At 74.2% G+C, this 18,597-nt stretch carries 15 protein-coding genes; 10 read left to right on the top strand and 5 right to left on the bottom strand.

The window, feature by feature from the left end; all coding sequences use genetic code 11:
- Positions 1 to 50: 50 nt before the first annotated feature.
- Entirely contained in the window at positions 51 to 1,838 is a 1,788-nt protein-coding gene (locus M0638_RS12010; RefSeq protein WP_248667232.1) for a tetratricopeptide repeat protein, read from the bottom strand.
- 271 nt (positions 1,839 to 2,109) lie between these two features.
- On the opposite strand from M0638_RS12010, the gene M0638_RS12005 reads away from it, so the two are divergent.
- From M0638_RS12005 to pdeM, 6 genes are all read left to right on the top strand, one after another.
- Complete coding sequence (locus M0638_RS12005; RefSeq protein ID WP_248667231.1) at positions 2,110 to 2,736, top strand: Tat pathway signal protein; 627 nt, start codon at positions 2,110 to 2,112, stop codon at positions 2,734 to 2,736.
- Between the two features lie 517 nt (positions 2,737 to 3,253).
- Positions 3,254 to 3,757, top strand: coding sequence for a hypothetical protein (locus M0638_RS12000; RefSeq protein WP_248667230.1), 504 nt, complete (start codon positions 3,254 to 3,256; stop codon positions 3,755 to 3,757).
- Between the two features lie 438 nt (positions 3,758 to 4,195).
- Entirely contained in the window at positions 4,196 to 5,185 is a 990-nt protein-coding gene (locus M0638_RS11995; protein ID WP_248667229.1) for a DNA/RNA non-specific endonuclease, read from the top strand.
- Positions 5,186 to 5,402: 217 nt separating this feature from the next.
- Entirely contained in the window at positions 5,403 to 5,666 is a 264-nt protein-coding gene (locus M0638_RS11990) for a hypothetical protein (RefSeq protein WP_248667228.1), read from the top strand.
- 92 nt (positions 5,667 to 5,758) lie between these two features.
- On the top strand, positions 5,759 to 8,326 hold the full coding sequence (locus tag M0638_RS11985; protein WP_248667227.1) for a ligase-associated DNA damage response DEXH box helicase: 2,568 nt from the start codon (positions 5,759 to 5,761) through the stop codon (positions 8,324 to 8,326).
- A gap of 67 nt (positions 8,327 to 8,393) precedes the next feature.
- Positions 8,394 to 9,179, top strand: coding sequence for a ligase-associated DNA damage response endonuclease PdeM (gene pdeM / locus M0638_RS11980; RefSeq protein WP_248667226.1), 786 nt, complete (start codon positions 8,394 to 8,396; stop codon positions 9,177 to 9,179).
- 404 nt (positions 9,180 to 9,583) lie between these two features.
- Here pdeM and M0638_RS11975 read toward each other — a convergent pair whose 3' ends face one another.
- Positions 9,584 to 10,177 carry a fasciclin domain-containing protein gene (locus tag M0638_RS11975; protein ID WP_248667225.1) on the bottom strand — a complete coding sequence of 198 codons (594 nt, stop codon included), beginning with the start codon at positions 10,175 to 10,177 and terminating at the stop codon, positions 9,584 to 9,586.
- Positions 10,178 to 10,783: 606 nt separating this feature from the next.
- Between M0638_RS11975 and M0638_RS11970 the strand changes: the two genes are divergently transcribed.
- From M0638_RS11970 to M0638_RS11960, 3 genes are all read left to right on the top strand, one after another.
- Entirely contained in the window at positions 10,784 to 11,494 is a 711-nt protein-coding gene (locus tag M0638_RS11970; protein ID WP_248667224.1) for a metallophosphoesterase, read from the top strand.
- A gap of 151 nt (positions 11,495 to 11,645) precedes the next feature.
- Positions 11,646 to 12,218: a chromate transporter gene (locus tag M0638_RS11965; protein ID WP_248667223.1), complete on the top strand. Its 573-nt coding sequence runs from the start codon at positions 11,646 to 11,648 to the stop codon at positions 12,216 to 12,218.
- Positions 12,218 to 12,742: a chromate transporter gene (locus tag M0638_RS11960; RefSeq protein ID WP_248667222.1), complete on the top strand. Its 525-nt coding sequence runs from the start codon at positions 12,218 to 12,220 to the stop codon at positions 12,740 to 12,742. The genes M0638_RS11965 and M0638_RS11960 overlap by 1 nt, the downstream gene beginning before the upstream one ends.
- Positions 12,743 to 12,862: 120 nt before the next feature.
- Here the strand turns inward: M0638_RS11960 and clpA are convergent, their stop codons facing one another.
- The 3 genes from clpA to M0638_RS11945 all read right to left on the bottom strand — a co-directional run bounded on the left by clpA (position 12,863) and on the right by M0638_RS11945 (position 16,694).
- Complete coding sequence (gene clpA, locus M0638_RS11955) at positions 12,863 to 15,220, bottom strand: ATP-dependent Clp protease ATP-binding subunit ClpA (protein WP_248667221.1); 2,358 nt, start codon at positions 15,218 to 15,220, stop codon at positions 12,863 to 12,865.
- Between the two features lie 320 nt (positions 15,221 to 15,540).
- On the bottom strand, positions 15,541 to 15,897 hold the full coding sequence (clpS, locus tag M0638_RS11950; protein WP_408903445.1) for an ATP-dependent Clp protease adapter ClpS: 357 nt from the start codon (positions 15,895 to 15,897) through the stop codon (positions 15,541 to 15,543).
- 245 nt (positions 15,898 to 16,142) lie between these two features.
- Positions 16,143 to 16,694 carry a phasin family protein gene (locus M0638_RS11945; RefSeq protein ID WP_248667220.1) on the bottom strand — a complete coding sequence of 184 codons (552 nt, stop codon included), beginning with the start codon at positions 16,692 to 16,694 and terminating at the stop codon, positions 16,143 to 16,145.
- Positions 16,695 to 17,022: 328 nt separating this feature from the next.
- Between M0638_RS11945 and M0638_RS11940 the strand changes: the two genes are divergently transcribed.
- Positions 17,023 to 18,363, top strand: a complete 1,341-nt coding sequence (locus M0638_RS11940; protein WP_248667219.1) for a D-alanyl-D-alanine carboxypeptidase family protein — start codon at positions 17,023 to 17,025, stop codon at positions 18,361 to 18,363.
- The last annotated feature ends 234 nt before the right edge of the window (positions 18,364 to 18,597 follow it).

Below are 18,597 nucleotides of genomic sequence, written 5' to 3'. Positions count from 1 at the left end.
GCCCGGCCGCCCCGCGGCCGGGCTCCCCTTCCCTTCCATGGCGGCCGGCCTCAGCGCAGCGCGGCGGAAGCCGGGCCGCTCGGCAGGCCGTCGCGCAGCTTGGCCTCGATCTTCGGTGCCTCGCCGGGCTCGGGGTCCAGGGTCAGGGCGCGGCGCCACTGGAACTGCGCCTCGCGCTGGCGGCCGGCGGCCCAGTACACGTCGCCCAGATGGTCGTTGACGGTGCTGTTGCGCGGCTCCAGCTCCACCGCCTTCTCCATCCAGGTGATGGCGCCCGGGATGTCGCCCAGGCGGAACAGCGCCCAGCCGAGGCTGTCGGCGATGTTGCCGTCCTGCGGCCGCAGCTCCACCGCCCGCTGCAGCATGGCGCGGGCCTGGGTCAGGTTGCGGCCCTGCTCCACCCAGGTGTAGCCGAGGTAGTTGAGCAGGTAGGGCTGCTCCGGGGCGAGCTGCAGCGCCCGCTGCAGGTCCGCCTCGGCGCGCGGCCACTGCCCGGCGCGCTCCAGCGAGATGCCGCGGGCATAGAGCAGCGGCCAGTCCCCGGCGCCCAGCGTCGGGATCCGCTTCAGCGCCTCGTCATAGGCGGCGACGGCCTCCGGCCAGCGGCTGTGGCTGCGCTGCAGGTCGCCCAGGCGCGACCAGGGCTGCACCGCCTCGGGCCGCGCCTCCGCCAGGCGGCGCAGCAGCGCCACCGCCTCGTCCTCGCGCCCCAGCCGGTCGAGCAGCACGGCGCGGCGCAGCGTCACCACCGGCGCCAGCGGGTCCGTGGCCGGCACCTCGGCCAGCAGCGCCAGCGCGGCGTCGTCGTGCCGGCCATCGGCCTGGATCTCGGCGGCCAGCAGCCGCGCCGCGGGGAAGTCCGGGCGCAGGCGCAGCGCGAGCCGCGTCAGCACCAGCGCGAAGTCCGGCGAGCCCTGCCCGCGCAGCGCCGCCGCCAGCGCCAGCTCCGCCTCGGCGATGCCCTGGGCGGCGTTGCCGACGGCGCGTTCCGACAGGGCGGCGCGGCCGCCCGCGCCGGTCACCGCCAGCGCCAGCTCCTCGCTGGTACCGCCGAGCCGGTCGAGCAGGCCCTGCCCCTCCGCCGCCTGCCCGGCACGGGCGAGGATGCCGGCCGCGATCTGCGCCAGGCGCAGGTTCTGCGGCTGCCGCGCGTCGCCGACCGCGATGCGGATCAGCCGCGCCGCCTCCTGCGGCCGGTCGGCGAGGTCGGCGATCATCGCCGCGTGCAGCGCGTAGAGCGGCCGGAGCTGCCCCGCCTCGACCTGCGGCCGCAGCGTCGCCAGCGCCTGGTCCGGCAGCCCGCGCCCCTGCTGCGACCAGGCGATCAGCAGCGGGTTGAGCACCGGCAGCACGCCCTGGCGCGGCAGGGTGCGGAAGCGCGCCTCGGCGCGGTCCCAGCGGCCGGCCTCGGCGTCGCCGGCGCCGAGCACCAGGATGGCGATGGGGTTGTCGGGCAGCCGCCGCGCCAGGGTCTGCGCCTCCGGGCGGCCGTCCAGCACCGTCGCCATGAAGGCGCGCTGCAGCAGCTCCGGCTGCTCCGGATCGTCGCGCAGCGCCGCCAGCAGCGCGTCGGCGGCGTAGCGCGTGTCCGTCTCGGTCGCGGCGAAGCGACCGGCGAGATAGGAGCCGAAGGCGCTGCCCAGCACCACCTCGTCCGGCTGCTCCTTCCCCTGGACCGTCCCCTCGCCCCGCGCGGGCGGGGCGCCGCACGCCGCGCCGACCGAGAGCAGCGCCGCCGCGAGCGCGGCCAGGCGGCGCGGCGGACGGGCGGCGGGTCGGCAGGATGCCGCCCGCGGGCGGCGCGGCCGGGACGACACGGAAGGCGGCAGGGGCATCATGGCGGCGAGCCTAGAGCATTTCCCGGCGCCGCGCGGCGTGACGGCGCGGCAATCCGCATGAAAGCATTGTCGTCTATCCGTGACGTCGGATGCCGGCCAGGCGGAGCGGCATCCGGCCGCGTGGCGCGTCACGGCGCGGGGTCGACCCGCCCCCGGGCCTCGCCGCCGGATGCCGGCCCCGTCGGCGGGCGGGGGGAAGGCTTGTCGCAGCCCGCGTCCATGCTGTTGCATGGCCGTACCGTAACGCGTCCGATTCTGGAGGAACCTCGTCATGCGGAGATGGGCGATCAGGAGCGGCCTCGCCGTGGTCCTGGCGCTGGTCGCGGCGCTGCTCTCGGCGCCGGAGGCGAAGGCGCAGAACCGCTTCTATCTCGTCAACAACACCGGCGAGACGATCCTGCGCGCCTATGTCTCGCCTTCCCGCAGCAACCGCTGGGGGCCGGACATGCTCGGCCAGAGCGTGCTGCCGCCGGGCGGCCAGATCTGGCTCGTGCCCTACACCAGCGATTGCATCCTCGACATCAAGGTGCAGTACCAGACCGGGCGCGAGGAGGTGCAGTGGCAGATCAACACCTGCACCCTCAGCCGCATCGTCTGGAACGGCGCCGGCGGCGGCTACGCCCCGCCCCCGGTGGCGCGCGGCGGCAACCCGAGCTTCCAGTTCGTCAACAACACCGGGCAGGAGATCCGCGAGCTCTACGTCTCGCTCACCTCGGACCGGAACTGGGGTCCCGACCGGCTGGGATCGAGCACGCTGCCGCCCGGCACCTCCTTCCCCGTGTCGCTGCCCACCGGCCCGGTCTGCACCGCCGATATCCGCGTGGTGTTCGCCAACGGCGCCTCCACCGAGCGGCGTGGCGTCGAGACCTGCAGCCGCAACGTGATGTACTTCCGCTGAACCCCGGCATGGCCGGGCCCGCGGGCCCGGGCCAGGCGGGGGTGCGCGGGACTACAACACGGTGGGGCGGGCGGGCGCGCCCCCCCCCCCCCCGGGGGGGGGGGGGGCGCGCCCGCCCGCCCCACCGTGTTGTAGTCCCGCGCACCCCCGCCTGGCCCGGGCCCGCGGGCCCGGCCATGCCCGCCTGCCGGCCGGCGGCGACGGGCCGCCATCCGCCGGATCTTCCGCCATTGGGCCGCCTGCCATCGGGCCGCCCGCCGTTGAGCCGCTCCCGCCGGAACGGCCTCCCGTCCGTCCCCGATCGGGGCCGCTCCCCGAGGATGGCACCCGGCGGTCGGCGGCCGGGCCCGGTCCATGGCCGCCGTGCCGCCCTGGCCGGCCGCCATCCGCCCCTGCGCCGGAACACGAACGCTCGCTGAAGCGCTTCAGCGCCGGCCGGCCGCGCGCGCCGCAGTGTAGGCTCATCGAGCGGGCGGCATCGGGCCGCCTTTCCCGCCGGTGCTTCGGAGAAACCGCCATGCCGCGTTCCTTCGCCCTCGCCGCCGCCCTGTCCGCCGCCCTCGCCGGTGCCGGCATCGTGCCGGCCGCGGCCCAGGGGCAGCAGTACGGACAGCAGCGCGGCTACCAGGGCAGCGCCGGCACCGGCTGGTTCAACACCTCCCTCCCGCGCGACCGCTGCGTCGCCATCGCCGCCGACACGATGCGCCAGATGGGCTACATCAACGACCCGATCGCGCCCGACGAGGACGCGGTGTTCGCCGGCCGCAACGGCGACATCGTGCTGGTGCGCTGCATCACCAGCCGCCAGATGGTACAGGTGTTCCAGCACAGCGTGAACGGCGAGGAGCTGGACCCCATCCTGAACCGGCTCAACGCCTCGCTCGGCGCCGGCCGCGCGAGCCCGACCGCCCTGCCGGCCCAGCCGCAGCAGCCTTCCTACCAGCCGCAGCCTCAGGCGCCGTACCAGCAGCCTTCCTACGGTCAGCAGCCGGGTGGCGGCCTGCCGATGAAGCCGCGCTGAGGGCGCGGCACGGGTGCGGCCGACGCGGGACCCTCCCGCGCAGGCCTCGTCCTCCCACGGCGCGGCCGTTCCGCGCCGGAGCGGATCCCGTTCGCCACGGCTTGCGGAGCCGCTCTGGCGCCGTTCCGGTCTGGCTGTATCGGGCCGGAACGGCGCCAGCCTTCCGGCTTTTCGCATTTTCCGGGCCGCCGGGTGAGTACACCCAGCTTGAAAATGCTCTAGCTCCTTGTTTTTTCGAACATCTTCACCCGGTCAGGTGATTCCACCCGGCCGGGATCTGCTCTAGCCTGCGCCGCCGGCCGGAATCGCCGGTCCGCCGCGGCGGACCGGTGCACCGCCGCCGGGAGGAGCAGGGAGCCACGCTTGCATCACGGCCAGCCGAACGGTCCGCACAGCCGCCGGAGCGGGGACGGCGACCATGGCGGCGGGCGGCGGCCGATGCGCCTGCCTCGCGCCTTGCTGCGCCTCGCGGCCCTGCTCGCCCCGCTGCTCCTCGCCCCGCTGCTCCTCGCCCTGCCGGCCGCCGCCGCCACCGCCTGCCCGGAGCACTACGCCGACGGCGAGCCGCCGCGGATCGTGCGGCCGCAGCTCGCGCGGGACGTGGTAGAGCTGTGCTTCGAGGCCTATGCGGTGCTGCACAGCGGCGTCTCGCGCACCGGCCTCGCCGCCGCCGAGCACCTGACGCGGGACCGCCTCCAGGCGGCGCGGCGCGTCTCGCGCGAGAACGCCTTCCGCGAGGAGGACCGGCTGCCGGCGGACCAGCGCGCGCGACTCTCGGACTATGCCCGCTCCGGCTTCGACCGCGGCCACCTGGCCCCCGCCGGCGACATGCCGAGCCGGGACTCCCAGGCCGAGAGCTTCTCGCTGGCCAACATGGTTCCCCAGGCGCCGGCCAGCAACCGCTGCCTCTGGGAGGGCATCGAGAGCGCGGTGCGCGACCTCGTCATGCGCGAGGGCGAGGCCTTCGTCGTCACCGGCCCGATCTTCCTCGGCGACACGCTGCGTCGCCTGAACGGCCGCGTGCTGGTGCCGACCCATCTGTTCAAGGCGGTCTACCTGCCAGGGCGCGGCGCCGCCGCCTATGTCGCGCCCAACGATGCCAGCCGCGACTGGCGCGCCGTCTCCCTGGCCGAGCTGCGCGACCTCGCCGGCATCGCCGCCTTTCCGTCGCTGCCGGATTCCGCGCAGGCCGCCGCGATCGCCCTGCCCGAGCCGCGCCCGCACAACATCGAGGGCGCCTGCGAGCGCGCCGTCACCACCGCCAGCAGCCAGCCCGAGGCCCGCCCGCGCGCCACCCCGGCGCCGGCCCCGCCCGCCGCGCGACCCGCGCCGGCCCGGGTGCAGACCTCCACCCTGACGCTGATCGTCGCGGCCCTCTTCGCCGTGGTGGCGATCCTGCTGCTGCTGCGTGCCCTGGGGCGACGCTAGAGCCGATCCAGCCTGACTGGATCAGGCCGGAACGGCTCTAGCCTTTTGATTTTTCGCATTTTCCGAGCCGCTGAGCGAGGACGCTCAGCTTGAAAATGCTCTAGAGCGGATCGCCGGAGGGCGGCGACGCCCGGCGGCGTGAATCCGCTCGGAAGACGACGGGATGGAGCGGAACGCGGTCCCGGCCGGACGGCGGGTCGAGGAACAGGAGGAGCGGATGACCTTCAAGCCCTACGAGGACGAGCAGTCCGCCCTCACGATCGGCGGGCTGAGCCTGGAGAACCATGCCGACCGGGTCTCGGTGTTCGGTTCGCTGGACCTGACCCGCGACAAGGCCGGGCTGCAGGCGGCGCGCGACCTCGCTAGGGCGCTGGAGGCCGTGGTCAAGGCGCTGGAGGCGGCCAGGGACTTGCCCGAGACGGTGCCGGCGCCGCCGGCGGAGGCGGCGAAGGAGGACCGGACGGCGAACCCGTTCGGGTAGGGTCCGGAGCCCGCATCGCCGGCCGCCGGCTTCCTGCCGGGGTATTTCCCCGCTTCCCGAACCGCGCCGCCCCGGCCATATAGTCCCCACCGATGGGAACATTGCCGGAACCTTTCGCCGGCTGGTTCGCCGCGCGCGGCTGGCGGCCGCGCCCGCACCAGCTCGCGCTGCTCGACGCCGCGCGGGAGGGGCAGTCGGCGCTGCTGATCGCGCCCACCGGCGGCGGCAAGACCCTGGCCGGCTTCCTGCCCAGCCTGATCGCCCTGCACGAGCGCCCGGCCGACACGCTGCACACCCTCTACGTCTCGCCGCTCAAGGCGCTGGCGGTGGACATCGCGCGCAACCTCACCATCCCCTCGGAGGAGATGGGCCTCGGCCTGCGGATCGAGACCCGCACCGGCGACACGCCGCAGAACCGCCGCGCCCGCCAGCGCGAGACGCCGCCGCAGATCCTGCTCACCACGCCGGAGAGCCTGGAGGTGCTGCTCGCCTCGGCCGACGCGCACACGCTGTTCGCCGGGCTCGGCCGCGTCGTGGTGGACGAGATCCACGCCCTGGCCGGTACCAAGCGCGGCGACCAGCTTGCCCTCGGCCTCGCGCGGCTCTCGCGCCTCGCGCCCGCCGCCCGTCGCGTCGGTCTCTCCGCCACCGTCGCGCACCGCGCGCCGCTGCTCGCCTACCTCTCCGCCGAGGGGCGGGCCGATTCCGGCGACGTGCGGCTGGTGGAGGCGCCGCCCGGCGCGCCGCCCGAGCTGGACCTGCAACTGCCGGAGGGCCACCTGCCCTGGGGCGGCCATATGGGCCTCGCCTCGATGCCCGAGGTGTACCGGCGCATCGCCGGGGCGCGCACCACCATCGTCTTCGTCAACACCCGCGCCCAGGCGGAGCTGTGCTTCCAGGCGCTGTGGCGGCTGAACGAGGATGCGCTGCCCATCGCCATGCACCATGGCAGCCTGGAGATCGCCCAGCGGCGCAAGGTGGAGGCGGCGATGGCCGCCGGGAAGCTGCGCGCCGTGGTCGCCACCGCCTCGCTCGACCTCGGCATCGACTGGGGCGCGGTGGACCAGGTGATCCAGGTCGGTGCGCCGAAGGGCGTCGCGCGGCTGCTGCAACGGGTCGGCCGCGCCAACCACCGCATGGACGAGCCCTCCCGCGCCGTGCTGGTGCCGGCCAACCGCTTCGAGGTGATCGAGTGCGCCGCCGCCATCCAGGCCGTCGCGCACCACGAGCTGGACGGCGACCCGCCGCGCCCGGGCGGGCTCGACGTGCTGGCGCAGCACCTGCTCGCCATGGCCTGCCACGCCCCCTTCCACCCGGACGCGATGTACGACGAGGTGCGCCGCGCCGCGCCCTATGCCGATCTCTCCCGCCGCGACTTCGACGACGTGCTGCGCTTCGCCGAGGATGGCGGCTACGCGCTGCGCAGCTACGAGCGCTACCGCAAGCTGTTCCGCGATTCCGAGGGGATGATGCACATCCGCGACGCGCGCGCCGCACGGCAGGCGCGGATGAACCTCGGCACCATCGTGGACAGCCCGATGATCAAGGTGCGGCTGCGCGGCGGGCCGGTGCTGGGCGAGGTGGAGGAGTGGTTCGTCTCCACCCTGAACCCGGGCGACAATTTCCTGTTCGGCGGCCAGGCGCTGCGCTTCGAGGCGCTCGACGCCGTGACCTGCGTGGTCGGGCGCGGCGACGATGCGGGGATGCGCGTGCCGACCTATGCCGGCTCCCGCCTGCCGCTCTCCACCGGGCTTTCCGAGCGGGTGCGCGCCATCATCCAGGACCCGAAGGCGTGGCGCGCCCTGCCGGCGCCGGTCGGCGAGTGGCTGCGCCTGCAACGCCGCCAGTCCGCCCTGCCGGAGAAGGACGGGCTGCTGGTCGAGACCTTCCCGCGCGACGGGCGCTGGTTCCTCGTCGCCTACTGCTTCGAGGGCCGCCTCGCGCACCAGACGCTGGGGATGCTGGTGACCAGGCGCATGGAGCGCGACGGGCTCGGCCCGCTCGGCTACCTCGCCACGGACTACGTGCTCGCCGCCTGGTCCGCCTTCGAGCCGACCGACGTCGCCCACCTGTTCGAGGAGGACCTGCTGGGCGAGGAGCTGGAGGAGTGGATCGCGGAATCCTCCATGCTGCGCCGGACCTTCCGCAACATCGCCACCATCGCCGGGCTGATCGAGAAGAACCACCCGGGCCAAGGGGGATCCGGGCAGAAATCCGGACGCCAGATGACCGTCAATTCCGACCTGATCTACGACGTGCTGCGCCGCCACGAGCCCGACCACATCCTGCTGCGCGCGACGCGGGCCGAGGCGGCGGGCGGGCTCACCGATGTCCGCCGCATCGCGGCGCTGCTCGCCCGCGCGCGCGGGCGCCTCCGGCACCGGCGCCTGGACCGCGTCTCGCCGCTCGCCGTGCCGGCGCTGATCGAGGAGGGCCGCACCTGGGTCGCGGGCGGCGCCGAGGATGCGCTGCTGGCCGAGGCGGCCGCGATGATCGACGAGGTGACGGATGGCGAGGAGCGCTTCTCCGAGACGCTGGCGGAGGTGACGGAAGGCGTGCGCATCAACCCTGGCGTGGTGGACCGGCCCCGCCGCCGCCCGCGCCGCGACCGCACCTCCCGCCCCGTGCCGCGCGGCCTCGCCGCGAGGCGGCCCGCATGAGCATCGCCGGGGGAGACAGCATGAATATCGCCGGGGGAGACGGCATGAAAATCGCCAGGCGCCCCGCATGATCGCCGCCCCCTTCCACCTCGGCGGCGAGCGGCTGATGCTCGACCCCGCCGGGGCGCTGTTCTGGCCGGCGCGGCGCACGCTGGTCGTCGCCGACCTGCATTTGGAAAAGGCCAGCGCCTACGCTGCGCGCGGCCAGCTCCTGCCGCCCTACGACACGCGTGACACGTTGGAGCGGCTCGCGCCGATCCTGCGTCGCTACCGGCCCGCGCGGCTGGTCGCCCTCGGCGACAGCTTCCACGATCGCGACGGCCATGCCCGCCTGCCCGGCCCCGACCGCGCCCTGCTGCTGCGCCTGCTGGACGGGATGGAGACGGTCTGGGTGCTCGGCAACCACGACCCCGTGCCGCCCGACCTGCCCGGCACCGCCACGGAGAACTTCGCCGAGGGCCCGCTGGTGTTCCGCCACCAGGGCGGCGGCGACGGGCACGAGCTTTCCGGGCATTTCCACCCGAAGGCGACGGTACCGACGCGCGGCGGCCCGGTCTGCCGCCCCTGCTTCGTCGCCAGCCCGCAGCGCGTGCTGCTGCCCGCCTTCGGCAGCCTGACCGGCGGGCTGGACGCGCGCGACGCCGCCATCGCCGCGCTGTTCCCGCGCGGCGCGCGGCTGTTCCTGCTGGGGCGGGAGCGGCTGCACAGCGTGCCGCTGGCGGCGCTGCCGCGCCCGCGCGCCCTGGTGCCGGATTCCGTGCCGCTCCAGCAATTCGGTGGCGCCGGCGGCCCGCCGGCCGCCGCCGGATTGCCGGCCGCGGTCCGGGCCACGGCGGCGTCGCGGCGCCCATAGAGCCGTTCCTGCCAGCCCTTCCTGCCTGACGGCATCAGGCAGGAACGGCTCCAGCTTCCTGATGCGGCGCGTTTTCCGAGCCGCCGAGCGCGTGCGCCCGGCCTGGAAATGCGCCGTGGCGGATCGCCGGCCGGCGGACACGCCCGGCGGCGTGCAGCCTCGCTGAAGAAGACGGGCCACGGCGAAGAAGACGGGCCACGGCGAACCGCAGCCCCGGCCGGACCGCGCTTCGCCGTGGCACAAGGCGCGCCCCGGTCGGGACGCGCCTTGCGCCAGGACGGATCCTGTCCGCCGCTCCCGGCAGGGAAGCACGGCCCTTGCCGGGCGTCGGGGCCGGCGGCGCGGCGCCGTGCCGCCGGCGGGAGGAGCGCCGGACGGACGGGCAGCCCCGTCCGCCCGTCAGCTCACGGGAAGATCACGCGGTCGATCACCGCCACCACGCCGTTGCTGGCCGGGATGGTCTGCACCACCGTGGCCGGCGCGGTAGCGTTGATGCCGGCGGCGCTGAAGCCCGAGACCTGCTGGCCCGGCGCCGGGTTCACCACGGTGACGACCTCGCCCATGCGCGTCACGGCGATGTCGGCGCCGTTCAGGGTGCGCACGCGCGTGGTGCCCTCGCCCACCGGCATCACGGCGGGCACCATGAAGTACTGCACGAAGGCGCGCAGCCGGATCTGGTCGGGGCTGCCGCCCGACAGGCTGCCGCCGCCGACGCCGCCCGAGCCCTGCTCCATCATCGCGCTGATCACGCCGGAGGGCGCGGTGTTGAAGGCCGTGTTGGTCGGCGCGAGCAGCGTGATGGGGCCGACGCCGCGCAACTGGTCGGTGAAGCCGGCGCGCTGCACGATCTCGATGAAACGGTCGAAGCGGCCGTCGGCGGCCAGCGTGTCGATCACGTTGCGGATCTGCGCCTGCGCCGGGGTGCCGATGCCGGCGACGCCGAGCAGCGCCGCGCCGGCCAGCATCAGGTGCAGCTTCTGCCGGTGGGTGATGGCCATGAACTTCTCCTGTGTCCCGCTTCCGCGCTTGCCGCGCCGCACCGGTCGGCCTTGGCGATGCAGGGTGCGGCTCCGAACGCGGGATCCGGGTTCCGGTTCGGCTTCGAGCCGAGCTTCCGTGCCGACGGACGGGCGGCTCGCCGGATCGGGACCCCGCATGGGGTCTCGCCGGGACGGCGGCCGCTCCTAGATTACCGGTATGAGCCCCTCACGACTCGCCGGGCGGCGCTGGCGGCCGCGGCCCGCCCACGGGATCTTCCTGCGCCGGGCACGGCGTGCCGCCGGTCCCCGGCGGAACCGGGGCCAGGGTCCGGGCGCTGCATGCGCCGTACCCGCGCGACGGCAAGCCGCGGTCCGGCCGGGGCCGCCATCCGCCGCGGGGCCTCGCTTTCGGAGCGGAGCCATGTCGCCGGACGTCCCCGCCCAACGGCGATCCGCTCCAGGCCGGACCGCGGGGCGCCCTGCCGAGCGCGCGCGGGACGCGACCGGCCATCCCGGAAGGCAGGCGATGGCGCCGTCGACCAGGGGAGCGACGTTCCGGCAGGTGCCGCAGCCCCGCCGCCCGCCGGCCCCGTGTCCCGTCGCGCAGACCGGATGGCCGCCCGGATGATCGTCCCGCCCGGCTTCGAAGGATTGCGGGTGGTGGCCGACGTGCACGGCGATGCGCGCGGCTTCGCCGCCGCCGTGGCCGGGGCGCGCGCGGCGCGGCTGTTCCTGCTGCAGCTCGGCGACCTGACCGATTCCGGCCCCGATTCACCCGCGGTGCTGCGGCTGATGTTCGGCCTGATCGACGATGGCCACGGGCGCTTCCTGCTGGGCAACCACGACCACAAGCTGCGCCGCGTGCTCAGCGGGCAGCGCGTGGCGGTGTCGGCGGCGGGGCTCGGGCGCACCCTTTCGCAGCTCGAGGCGGCGCCGGACGGGGAGGCGCTGCGGGCGCGGGCGCTGGCCGAGATCGCCCGCGCACCGGCCTGGCTGGCGGAGCGCCACCGGGTCTTCGTGCACGGGGGCTTCCATCCCGCCATGCTGCACCGCGCCGCGCCCGACGATGCCGGCGCCCGCAAGCCGGACGGGCTGGTGACCCGCGCCCTCTACGGCCAGGTGACGCGGCGCATGCAGGAGGACGGCTACCCGGAGCGGCTGCTCGACTGGGTGGACACGGTGCCGGAGGGCGTCACCGTCTACTGCGGCCACGACCAGCGTTCCTACGACGGCCGCCCCTACGTGCAGCAGGGGGCGCAGGGCGGCACGGCCATGTTCCTCGACACCGGCGCCGGCAAGGGCGGGCACCTGTCCTGGATCGACCTGCCCGCCTGATGCCGGCCGCCGGTACCCCCCTTGCCGCAGGGCCGGGCGGGCGGCGCGCCGGCGGCCGGCCCCGCGCCGCCGATGGACACCCACCCCCCGACCGCGCTTGCCTTGGCGCGCCGCGTCCCGAACGGGGCGGCGGGAATCGGGAGGGCGATCCATGCACGACGATGCCGGCCGCGCCGGCGCCACCGCGACCGTGGCGGCCGCGCCCGGCATCGCCGGACTGTTCGGGGCCTTCTTCCTCCTCGGCCTGATGGGCTTCGGCGGCGTGCTGCCGCTGGCGCGCGACATGATCGTCGAGCGCCGCCGCTGGATGACCAACACGGAATTCACCGAGCTGCTCGGCCTCTGCCAGTTCCTGCCGGGCGGCAACGTGATCAACCTCTCGGTGGCCCTCGGCACGCGCTTCGCCGGCCTGCCCGGCGCCGCCGCCGCGCTGCTCGGCCTGATCACGGCCCCCTGCATCATCGTGGTGCTGCTGGGCGGCATCTACGACCGCTATGGCGGCGACCCCCATGTCCGCCACCTCTTCGCCGGCCTCGCCGCCGCCGCCGCCGGGCTGCTGGTGGCGCTGGCCCTGCGCCTCGCCGCGCCGCTGCGCACCGACCTCCGCTCGGCCGGGCTGGCGGTGCTGTGCTTCCTCGCGATCGCCCTGCTGCGCCTGCCGCTGCTGCCCACGCTGCTGGTGCTGGTGCCGCTCAGCGTCCTCGTACTGCGGCGGGAGGCGTGATGGGCACGCTGCTCACCCTGCTGCTGCTGTTCGGGGAGCTGTCGCTGCTCGCCTTCGGCGGCGGCAACACCATCCTGCCCGAGATGCAGCGGCGCGTGGTCGAGGTGCATGGCTGGATGTCGGCCGGCGAGTTCGCCGCGCTGTTCGCCCTGGCCCAGGCGGCGCCGGGGCCGAACATGATGGTCTGCACCCTGATCGGCTGGCGTGTCGCGGGGCTCGGCGGCGCGCTGATGGCGACGGCCGGGATCTTCCTGCCGGGCGCGGTCCTGACCGGGATCGCGACGGGTCTGTGGGAACGCTTCCGCGCCGCCCCCTGGCGGCGCGCCCTGCAGCGCGGGCTGGTACCGGTGACGGTGGGTCTGGTCGCGGCCAGCGCGCTGCTGATCGCGGCCTCGGTCGACTCCGCGCCCGGCCTCGCCGCCGTCACCCTCGCCGTGGCGGCGGTGGCGACGCTGACGCGGCTGCACCCGCTCTGGCTGCTCGGCACCGGCGCGCTGCTCGGCCTGGCCGGGATCGGCGGCTGACGCGGCACGGCGGGGCCGGCAGGGAAAGGGCCCCGCGGGATGTCCCCGCGAGGCCCTTCCGGCATGGGATCCGACATGGACCGGACGCCCGGCGGCGTTCCCGCCGCCGGGCGCCGGCACTCAGCCGGCGACCTCCGGCTCGCGCTCGCTCTCGCCGCCATCGTCGCCCGGCCCGTCCTCGGGCCTGGGCAGCGCCGGCGCCGGCGCCTCGACCATGTCGAAGGTCAGCGCCCCGTCCTTGAGGCCGACCTTCACCGAGCCGCCCTTGGACAGCTTGCCGAACAGCAGCTCCTCGGCGAGCGGGCGCTTGATGTGCTCCTGGATCACGCGGGCCAGCGGCCGCGCGCCGTAGAGCGGGTCGTAGCCCTTCTCGGCCAGCCATTCCTTGGCCGCCGAGGAGAGCTCGATCGTCACGTTGCGGTCGGCGAGCTGCGCCTCGAGCTGCATGACGAACTTCTCGACCACCTGGCCGACGATCTCCTGCGTCAGCCCGGCGAAGGGCACCACCGCGTCGAGCCGGTTGCGGAATTCCGGCGTGAACAGGCGCTTCACCGCGTCCTCGTCCTCGCCCACCCGCGTCGGCCGCTCGAAGCCGATGGTCGGCTTGGCCATGTCGGCGGCACCCGCATTGGTCGTCATGATGAGGATGACGTTGCGGAAATCCACCGTCTTGCCGTTGTGGTCGGTCAGCTTCCCGTGGTCCATCACCTGCAGCAGGATGTTGAACAGGTCCTGGTGCGCCTTCTCGATCTCGTCGAGCAGCAGCACGGTGTGCGGGTGCTGGTCGATCGCGTCGGTCAGCAGGCCGCCCTGGTCGAAGCCGACATAGCCCGGCGGCGCGCCGATCAGGCGGGAGACCGAGTGCCGCTCCATGTACTCGGACATGTCGAAGCGGGTCAGCTCGATGCCCAGCGTCTTGGCGAGCTGCTTGGCCACTTCGGTCTTGCCGACGCCGGTCGGGCCCGAGAACAGGTAGTTGCCGATCGGCTTCTCCGGGTCGCGCAGGCCGGCGCGGGAGAGCTTGATCGCGGCCGAGAGCGCCTCGATGGCGCGGTCCTGGCCGAACACCATGGCCTTGAGGTCGCGCTCGAGGTTGCGCAGCGTCTCCTTGTCGTCGGTCGAGACCGACTTTGGCGGGATGCGCGCGATCTTGGCGACGATGTCCTCCACGTCCTTCAGCGTCACCGTCTTGCGCCGCTTGCCCTCGGGCAGCAGCATGCGGGAGGCGCCGACCTCGTCGATCACGTCGATCGCCTTGTCCGGCAGCTTGCGGTCGTGGATGTACTTGGCGGAAAGCTCCACCGCCGCCTTGATCGCCTCCGGCGTGTACCGGACCTTGTGGTGCTTCTCGTAGTTCGCCTTGAGCCCGGTGAGGATCTTCACCGCGTCGTCGATCGAGGGCTCGTTGACGTCGATCTTCTGGAAGCGCCGGACCAGCGCCCGGTCCTTCTCGAAGTAGTTGCGGTATTCCTTGTAGGTGGTCGAGCCGATGCAGCGCAGCGTGCCCTGGGCCAGCGCCGGCTTGAGCAGGTTGGAGGCGTCCATCGCCCCGCCCGAGGTGGCGCCGGCGCCGATCACCGTGTGGATCTCGTCGATGAACAGGATCGAGCCCGGGTGGTTCTCGAGCTCGGTCACGACGGCCTTGAGGCGCTCCTCGAAGTCGCCGCGGTAGCGGGTGCCGGCGAGCAGCGCGCCCATGTCGAGGGCGAAGATGGTGGACTTGAGCAGCACCTCGGGCACGTCGCCCTCGATGATGCGCTTGGCCAGCCCCTCGGCGATGGCGGTCTTGCCGACGCCCGGGTCGCCCACGTAGAGCGGGTTGTTCTTGGTGCGGCGGCAGAGGATCTGGATGGTGCGCTCGATCTCCTGGTCGCGCCCGATCAGCGGGTCGATCTTGCCCTGCTGCGCCTTCTTGTTGAGGTTGACGCAGTAGTTGGAGAGCGCGTCCTGCGAGCGGCCGCCGCGCGGCTTCTCCTCCTTCTCCGGCTCCTCGCCGCCGCCGCTCGGCGGCTGGCCGGCGACCGGGCGGGAGGTGGAGCGGCCGGGGGCCTTGGCGATGCCGTGGCTGATGAAGTTCACCGCGTCGAGGCGGGTCATGTCCTGGAGCTGGAGGAAGTAGACGGCGTGGCTCTCGCGCTCGGAGAACAGCGCCACGAGCACGTTGGCGCCGGACACCTCGTCGCGGCCGGAGGACTGGACGTGGATGGCGGCGCGCTGCACCACGCGCTGGAAGCCGGCGGTGGGCTTGGGATCGCCGGCGCGCTCGGTGACGAGGCCCGCGAGGTCCTTGTCGAGGAACTCCCCGAGGTCGCGCTTGAGCTTGTCGAGATCGACGCCGCACGCCTTCAGCACGGTGGTGGCGTCGGCATCCTCGGCGAGGGCGAGGAGGAGGTGCTCCAGGGTCGCGTACTCATGCCGGCGGTCGTTGGCGAGGCCGAGGGCGCGGTGGAGCGTCTGCTCGAGATTACGGGACAGCATGGTCGGTGACGCTCCCCTTCGAGATCCGGGCGCGCCGGGCTGGCGCGGCGGGACAGTCATGATGACCGATGTGGTGGCGCTTCCCCCGCGATGCGATCCCCCCGGCGACGCAACCGGCGGTTTCCCGCCTGGGCGGGGAACCGGGCCGGGCGGAGGCCGGGACTGCCGTCATGCCCCGACCGTTCGCCGGTGGGCCGGGGCCGGCATCGCCGCCCTCCGGATGGGACGGGCCAGGCCCGTCACCCCCTCCGTCACCCCCAGGGCGGCGAGGCGCGGCGTGGCGCCCGCCGCCCCGGCAGGGCCCGGCACCACCGCCGCCGTCATTCCTTCTCGATCGTGCACTGCAGCGGGTGCTGGTTCTGCCGCGCGAGGTCCATCACCTGCGTCACCTTGGTCTCGGCGACCTCGTAGGTGTAGACGCCGCACACGCCGACGCCGCGGCGGTGGACGTGCAGCATGATGCGCGTCGCCTCCTCCCGCGACTTCTGGAAGAAGCGTTCCAGCACGTGGACGACGAATTCCATCGGCGTGTAGTCGTCGTTCAGCATCAGGACCTTGTACATGGCCGGCTTCTTGGTGCGCGGCCGCGCCTTGACCACGACGCCGGTCGCGGGCCCGCCATCCTTGCCGTTGCCGTCCGTCGGCCCCACGGGGGGGTTCTTGTCCTGCTCGCTCACATCGTATCCTGGAGGCTGCGGGTCCGGCGGCGCGAGGATGCGCCGCCCCGGCATTCATCGACAGGATATCGGACACGGAGGCCCGACGGAAAGGGGTTGGCACGCCGGGGACGCCCCTGAGTCGCGGAAAAAACCGCCACGGCGGGCCGGGCACGTCGCGGCGCCGATGCCGTGCGGGAAAGCGGCCGCACGGCGGCGCAGGCAGCGGCCGGTCGGCCGCTGCCGCTGTCCGGAGCCGGTGTGGCTCAGGCCGCCATCGGGCGGGACATCTTCTCGAAGGCCAGCGTCACGCGCTGCGCCAGCGGGGCGGCGACCGCCTCGGCCAGCTTGAACGCGCTCTCCTGCAGCTTCGCGGACTCGGAGACGACCTTCTCGATCGCGGTGCGCGCGTAGGTGCTCTGGATGTCGGCGGCCTCCTTGAGGCTGCGCACGGTGGCCAGGGTCTTGGCGCTCTCGACGCCCTGGTCGGTCAGGCTCTGGGCCAGGGCGAAGTACTGCTTGCCGAGGTCCTGCATGCCGGTGGCCAGGGTCTGGGCCGACTTCGTCATCGCCTCGACGTTGCCGCGGCCGAACTCGACGACCTCGCCATAGGCGCTGAACATCTTCTCGGCGGCCTTGCTCGCCTGGGCGCTGCCCTTCTCCATGGCGACGCGCGCCTGGTTCTGCGACTCGCTGAAGAACTTGCGGACCGACTCCTGGCCGGCGGCGGCCGTCGCGCTGGCATTGTTCACGGCGGCGCTGGCGGCGGCGCGGATGTCCTCGGCGGTCTTCTTGGCTTCAACCGGCTGAATGGCCATAGCGTTTATTTCCTCACACTCTGCCCCGCACCGTTCCAGGTGCCCGATGCCCCTTTTTGCTGCGGCGCAGCATGTAGGGTGATCTAGGGGGGACGAGCCGGGCGCGCAAGCAATTTTTGCAGCGCAGCATGACCCAATCGTGAGACAGTTCGGGCAGCGGAAACGGCCCGCCCCGCCATGAACAGAGCATGAACCTTTTCGCCGGAAGCAAGAAATGGCCATTAAGTCCCTGTTAATGCGGGGTGTTCGGCCACTTGCAGTGGACAGGTCGACCTCGCGCGCACTACCCTGCGGCGTGCCGCTGGGGGGCGGCGCAGGGGGACCTAGCATGAGCGACATCAGAGCCGCCTGCCGGCACGGCCTTGCCGTGCTCGTCACGCTCGCCTTCGGCCTCGCCGCCGCGGCGCCCGCACGGGCGCAGATCGGCAGCGACCGCTACGCATCCATCATGGTCGAGGCGCAGAGCGGCAGCGTCCTGCTGGCCACCAGCCCGGACGAGCTGCGCCACCCCGCCTCGCTCACCAAGATGATGACGCTCTACATGGCGTTCGAGGCGCTGCGCGACGGCCGCCTGACCCTCTCGACGCCGCTGCTGGTCTCGGCGGAGGCGGCCGAGATGCCGCCCTCCCGGCTCGGCCTGCAGCCGGGCATGACCATCTCCGTCGAGGAGGCCATCCTCGCCCTGGTCACCAAGTCCGCCAACGACGCCGCCGCGGCGCTGGGCGAGCGCCTCGGCGGCTCCGAGGCGCGCTTCGCCCAGATGATGACGCTGCGCGCCCGCACGCTCGGCATGAACCGCACCGTGTTCCGCAACGCCTCCGGCCTGCCGGACGACGAGCAGGTCTCCACCGCGCGCGACATGGCCGTGCTCGCCCGCCGCCTGCTGTCGGACTTCCCGGAGCGCTACGGCTACTTCTCGGTCGCCAGCTTCAGCTGGCGCGGCCGCACCATCTTCAACCACAACCGCCTGCTCCAGGAGTACGAGGGCGCGGACGGCCTCAAGACCGGCTTCGTCAACGACAGCGGCTTCAACCTCGTCGCCTCGGCGGCGCGCGACGGCGTGCGGCTGATCGGGGTGGTGTTCGGCGGCGCCACCGGCCGCGAGCGCGACCGGCACATGATGGCGCTGCTCGACCAGGGCTTCGACCGCATGGGCGTGGCGCCCCGCGCGCCGGTTCCCTCGATCATGGCCGCCGCCCAGGCCGGGACGCTGCCGCGCGGCCTGCGCTACGGCCGCGGCGCGGCGGCGCCCCGGTTCATGGCCCGTGCCGAGGCGCGACCGGTCCCGGCCGCCGCCGAGGAGGCGGCACCGTCGCACCTCGCCGCCAGGAACGCCCGCCAGGCGGCGGCGCGCGGGCGCCAGGCCGGCCGGCTCGCCCGCATCGAGCAGGGGGACACGGACCGCCCCACCGGCGGCCGCGCCGCCTCGCGGCCGGAGACGCGCACGGTGCAGGCCCGGCTGGCGCCGCAGGGTCGGCTTGCCCGGCGCGAGCTGGCCGAGGCGCCCGAGCCGCGCAGCGCCCCCGCCGCCCGCCGCGGCGCGCCGGCCCCCGCGCCCGCCGCCGTGCCGGTACGGGCCACCGTGGCGCCGCGCGGTGCCGTGCTGCGGCCGGTCGCCGCCACCCCGGCCCCGGTCGTCCGCCCCGCGCGCGGCCGCACCAACGGCTGAGCACCCGCTCCGGCGCGGCCCGCGCGGGCAGGTCCCCCGCCCTCGTCCGAGGGGCGCGGCGGAGAGCATCGGGGTCCTGGCACGATGCGCCGCGTCGCGCCGGCGGCCTTTCCCTCCCGGCACGCAGGATCCCGCGCCGTCCCGCCGCCGCCGGCCACCCGGACAGGCGCCGGGCCGGCGTCACCACGCGGGGCGTCGCTCTCCTCCTCGGCACCGGCCGCTGGGGCATGCCCC

It is taken from the genome of Roseomonas acroporae, assembly GCF_023223525.1.
Lineage (GTDB): Bacteria > Pseudomonadota > Alphaproteobacteria > Acetobacterales > Acetobacteraceae > Roseomonas_E > Roseomonas_E acroporae.
This window is presented reverse-complemented; position numbering and strand designations above follow the sequence as displayed.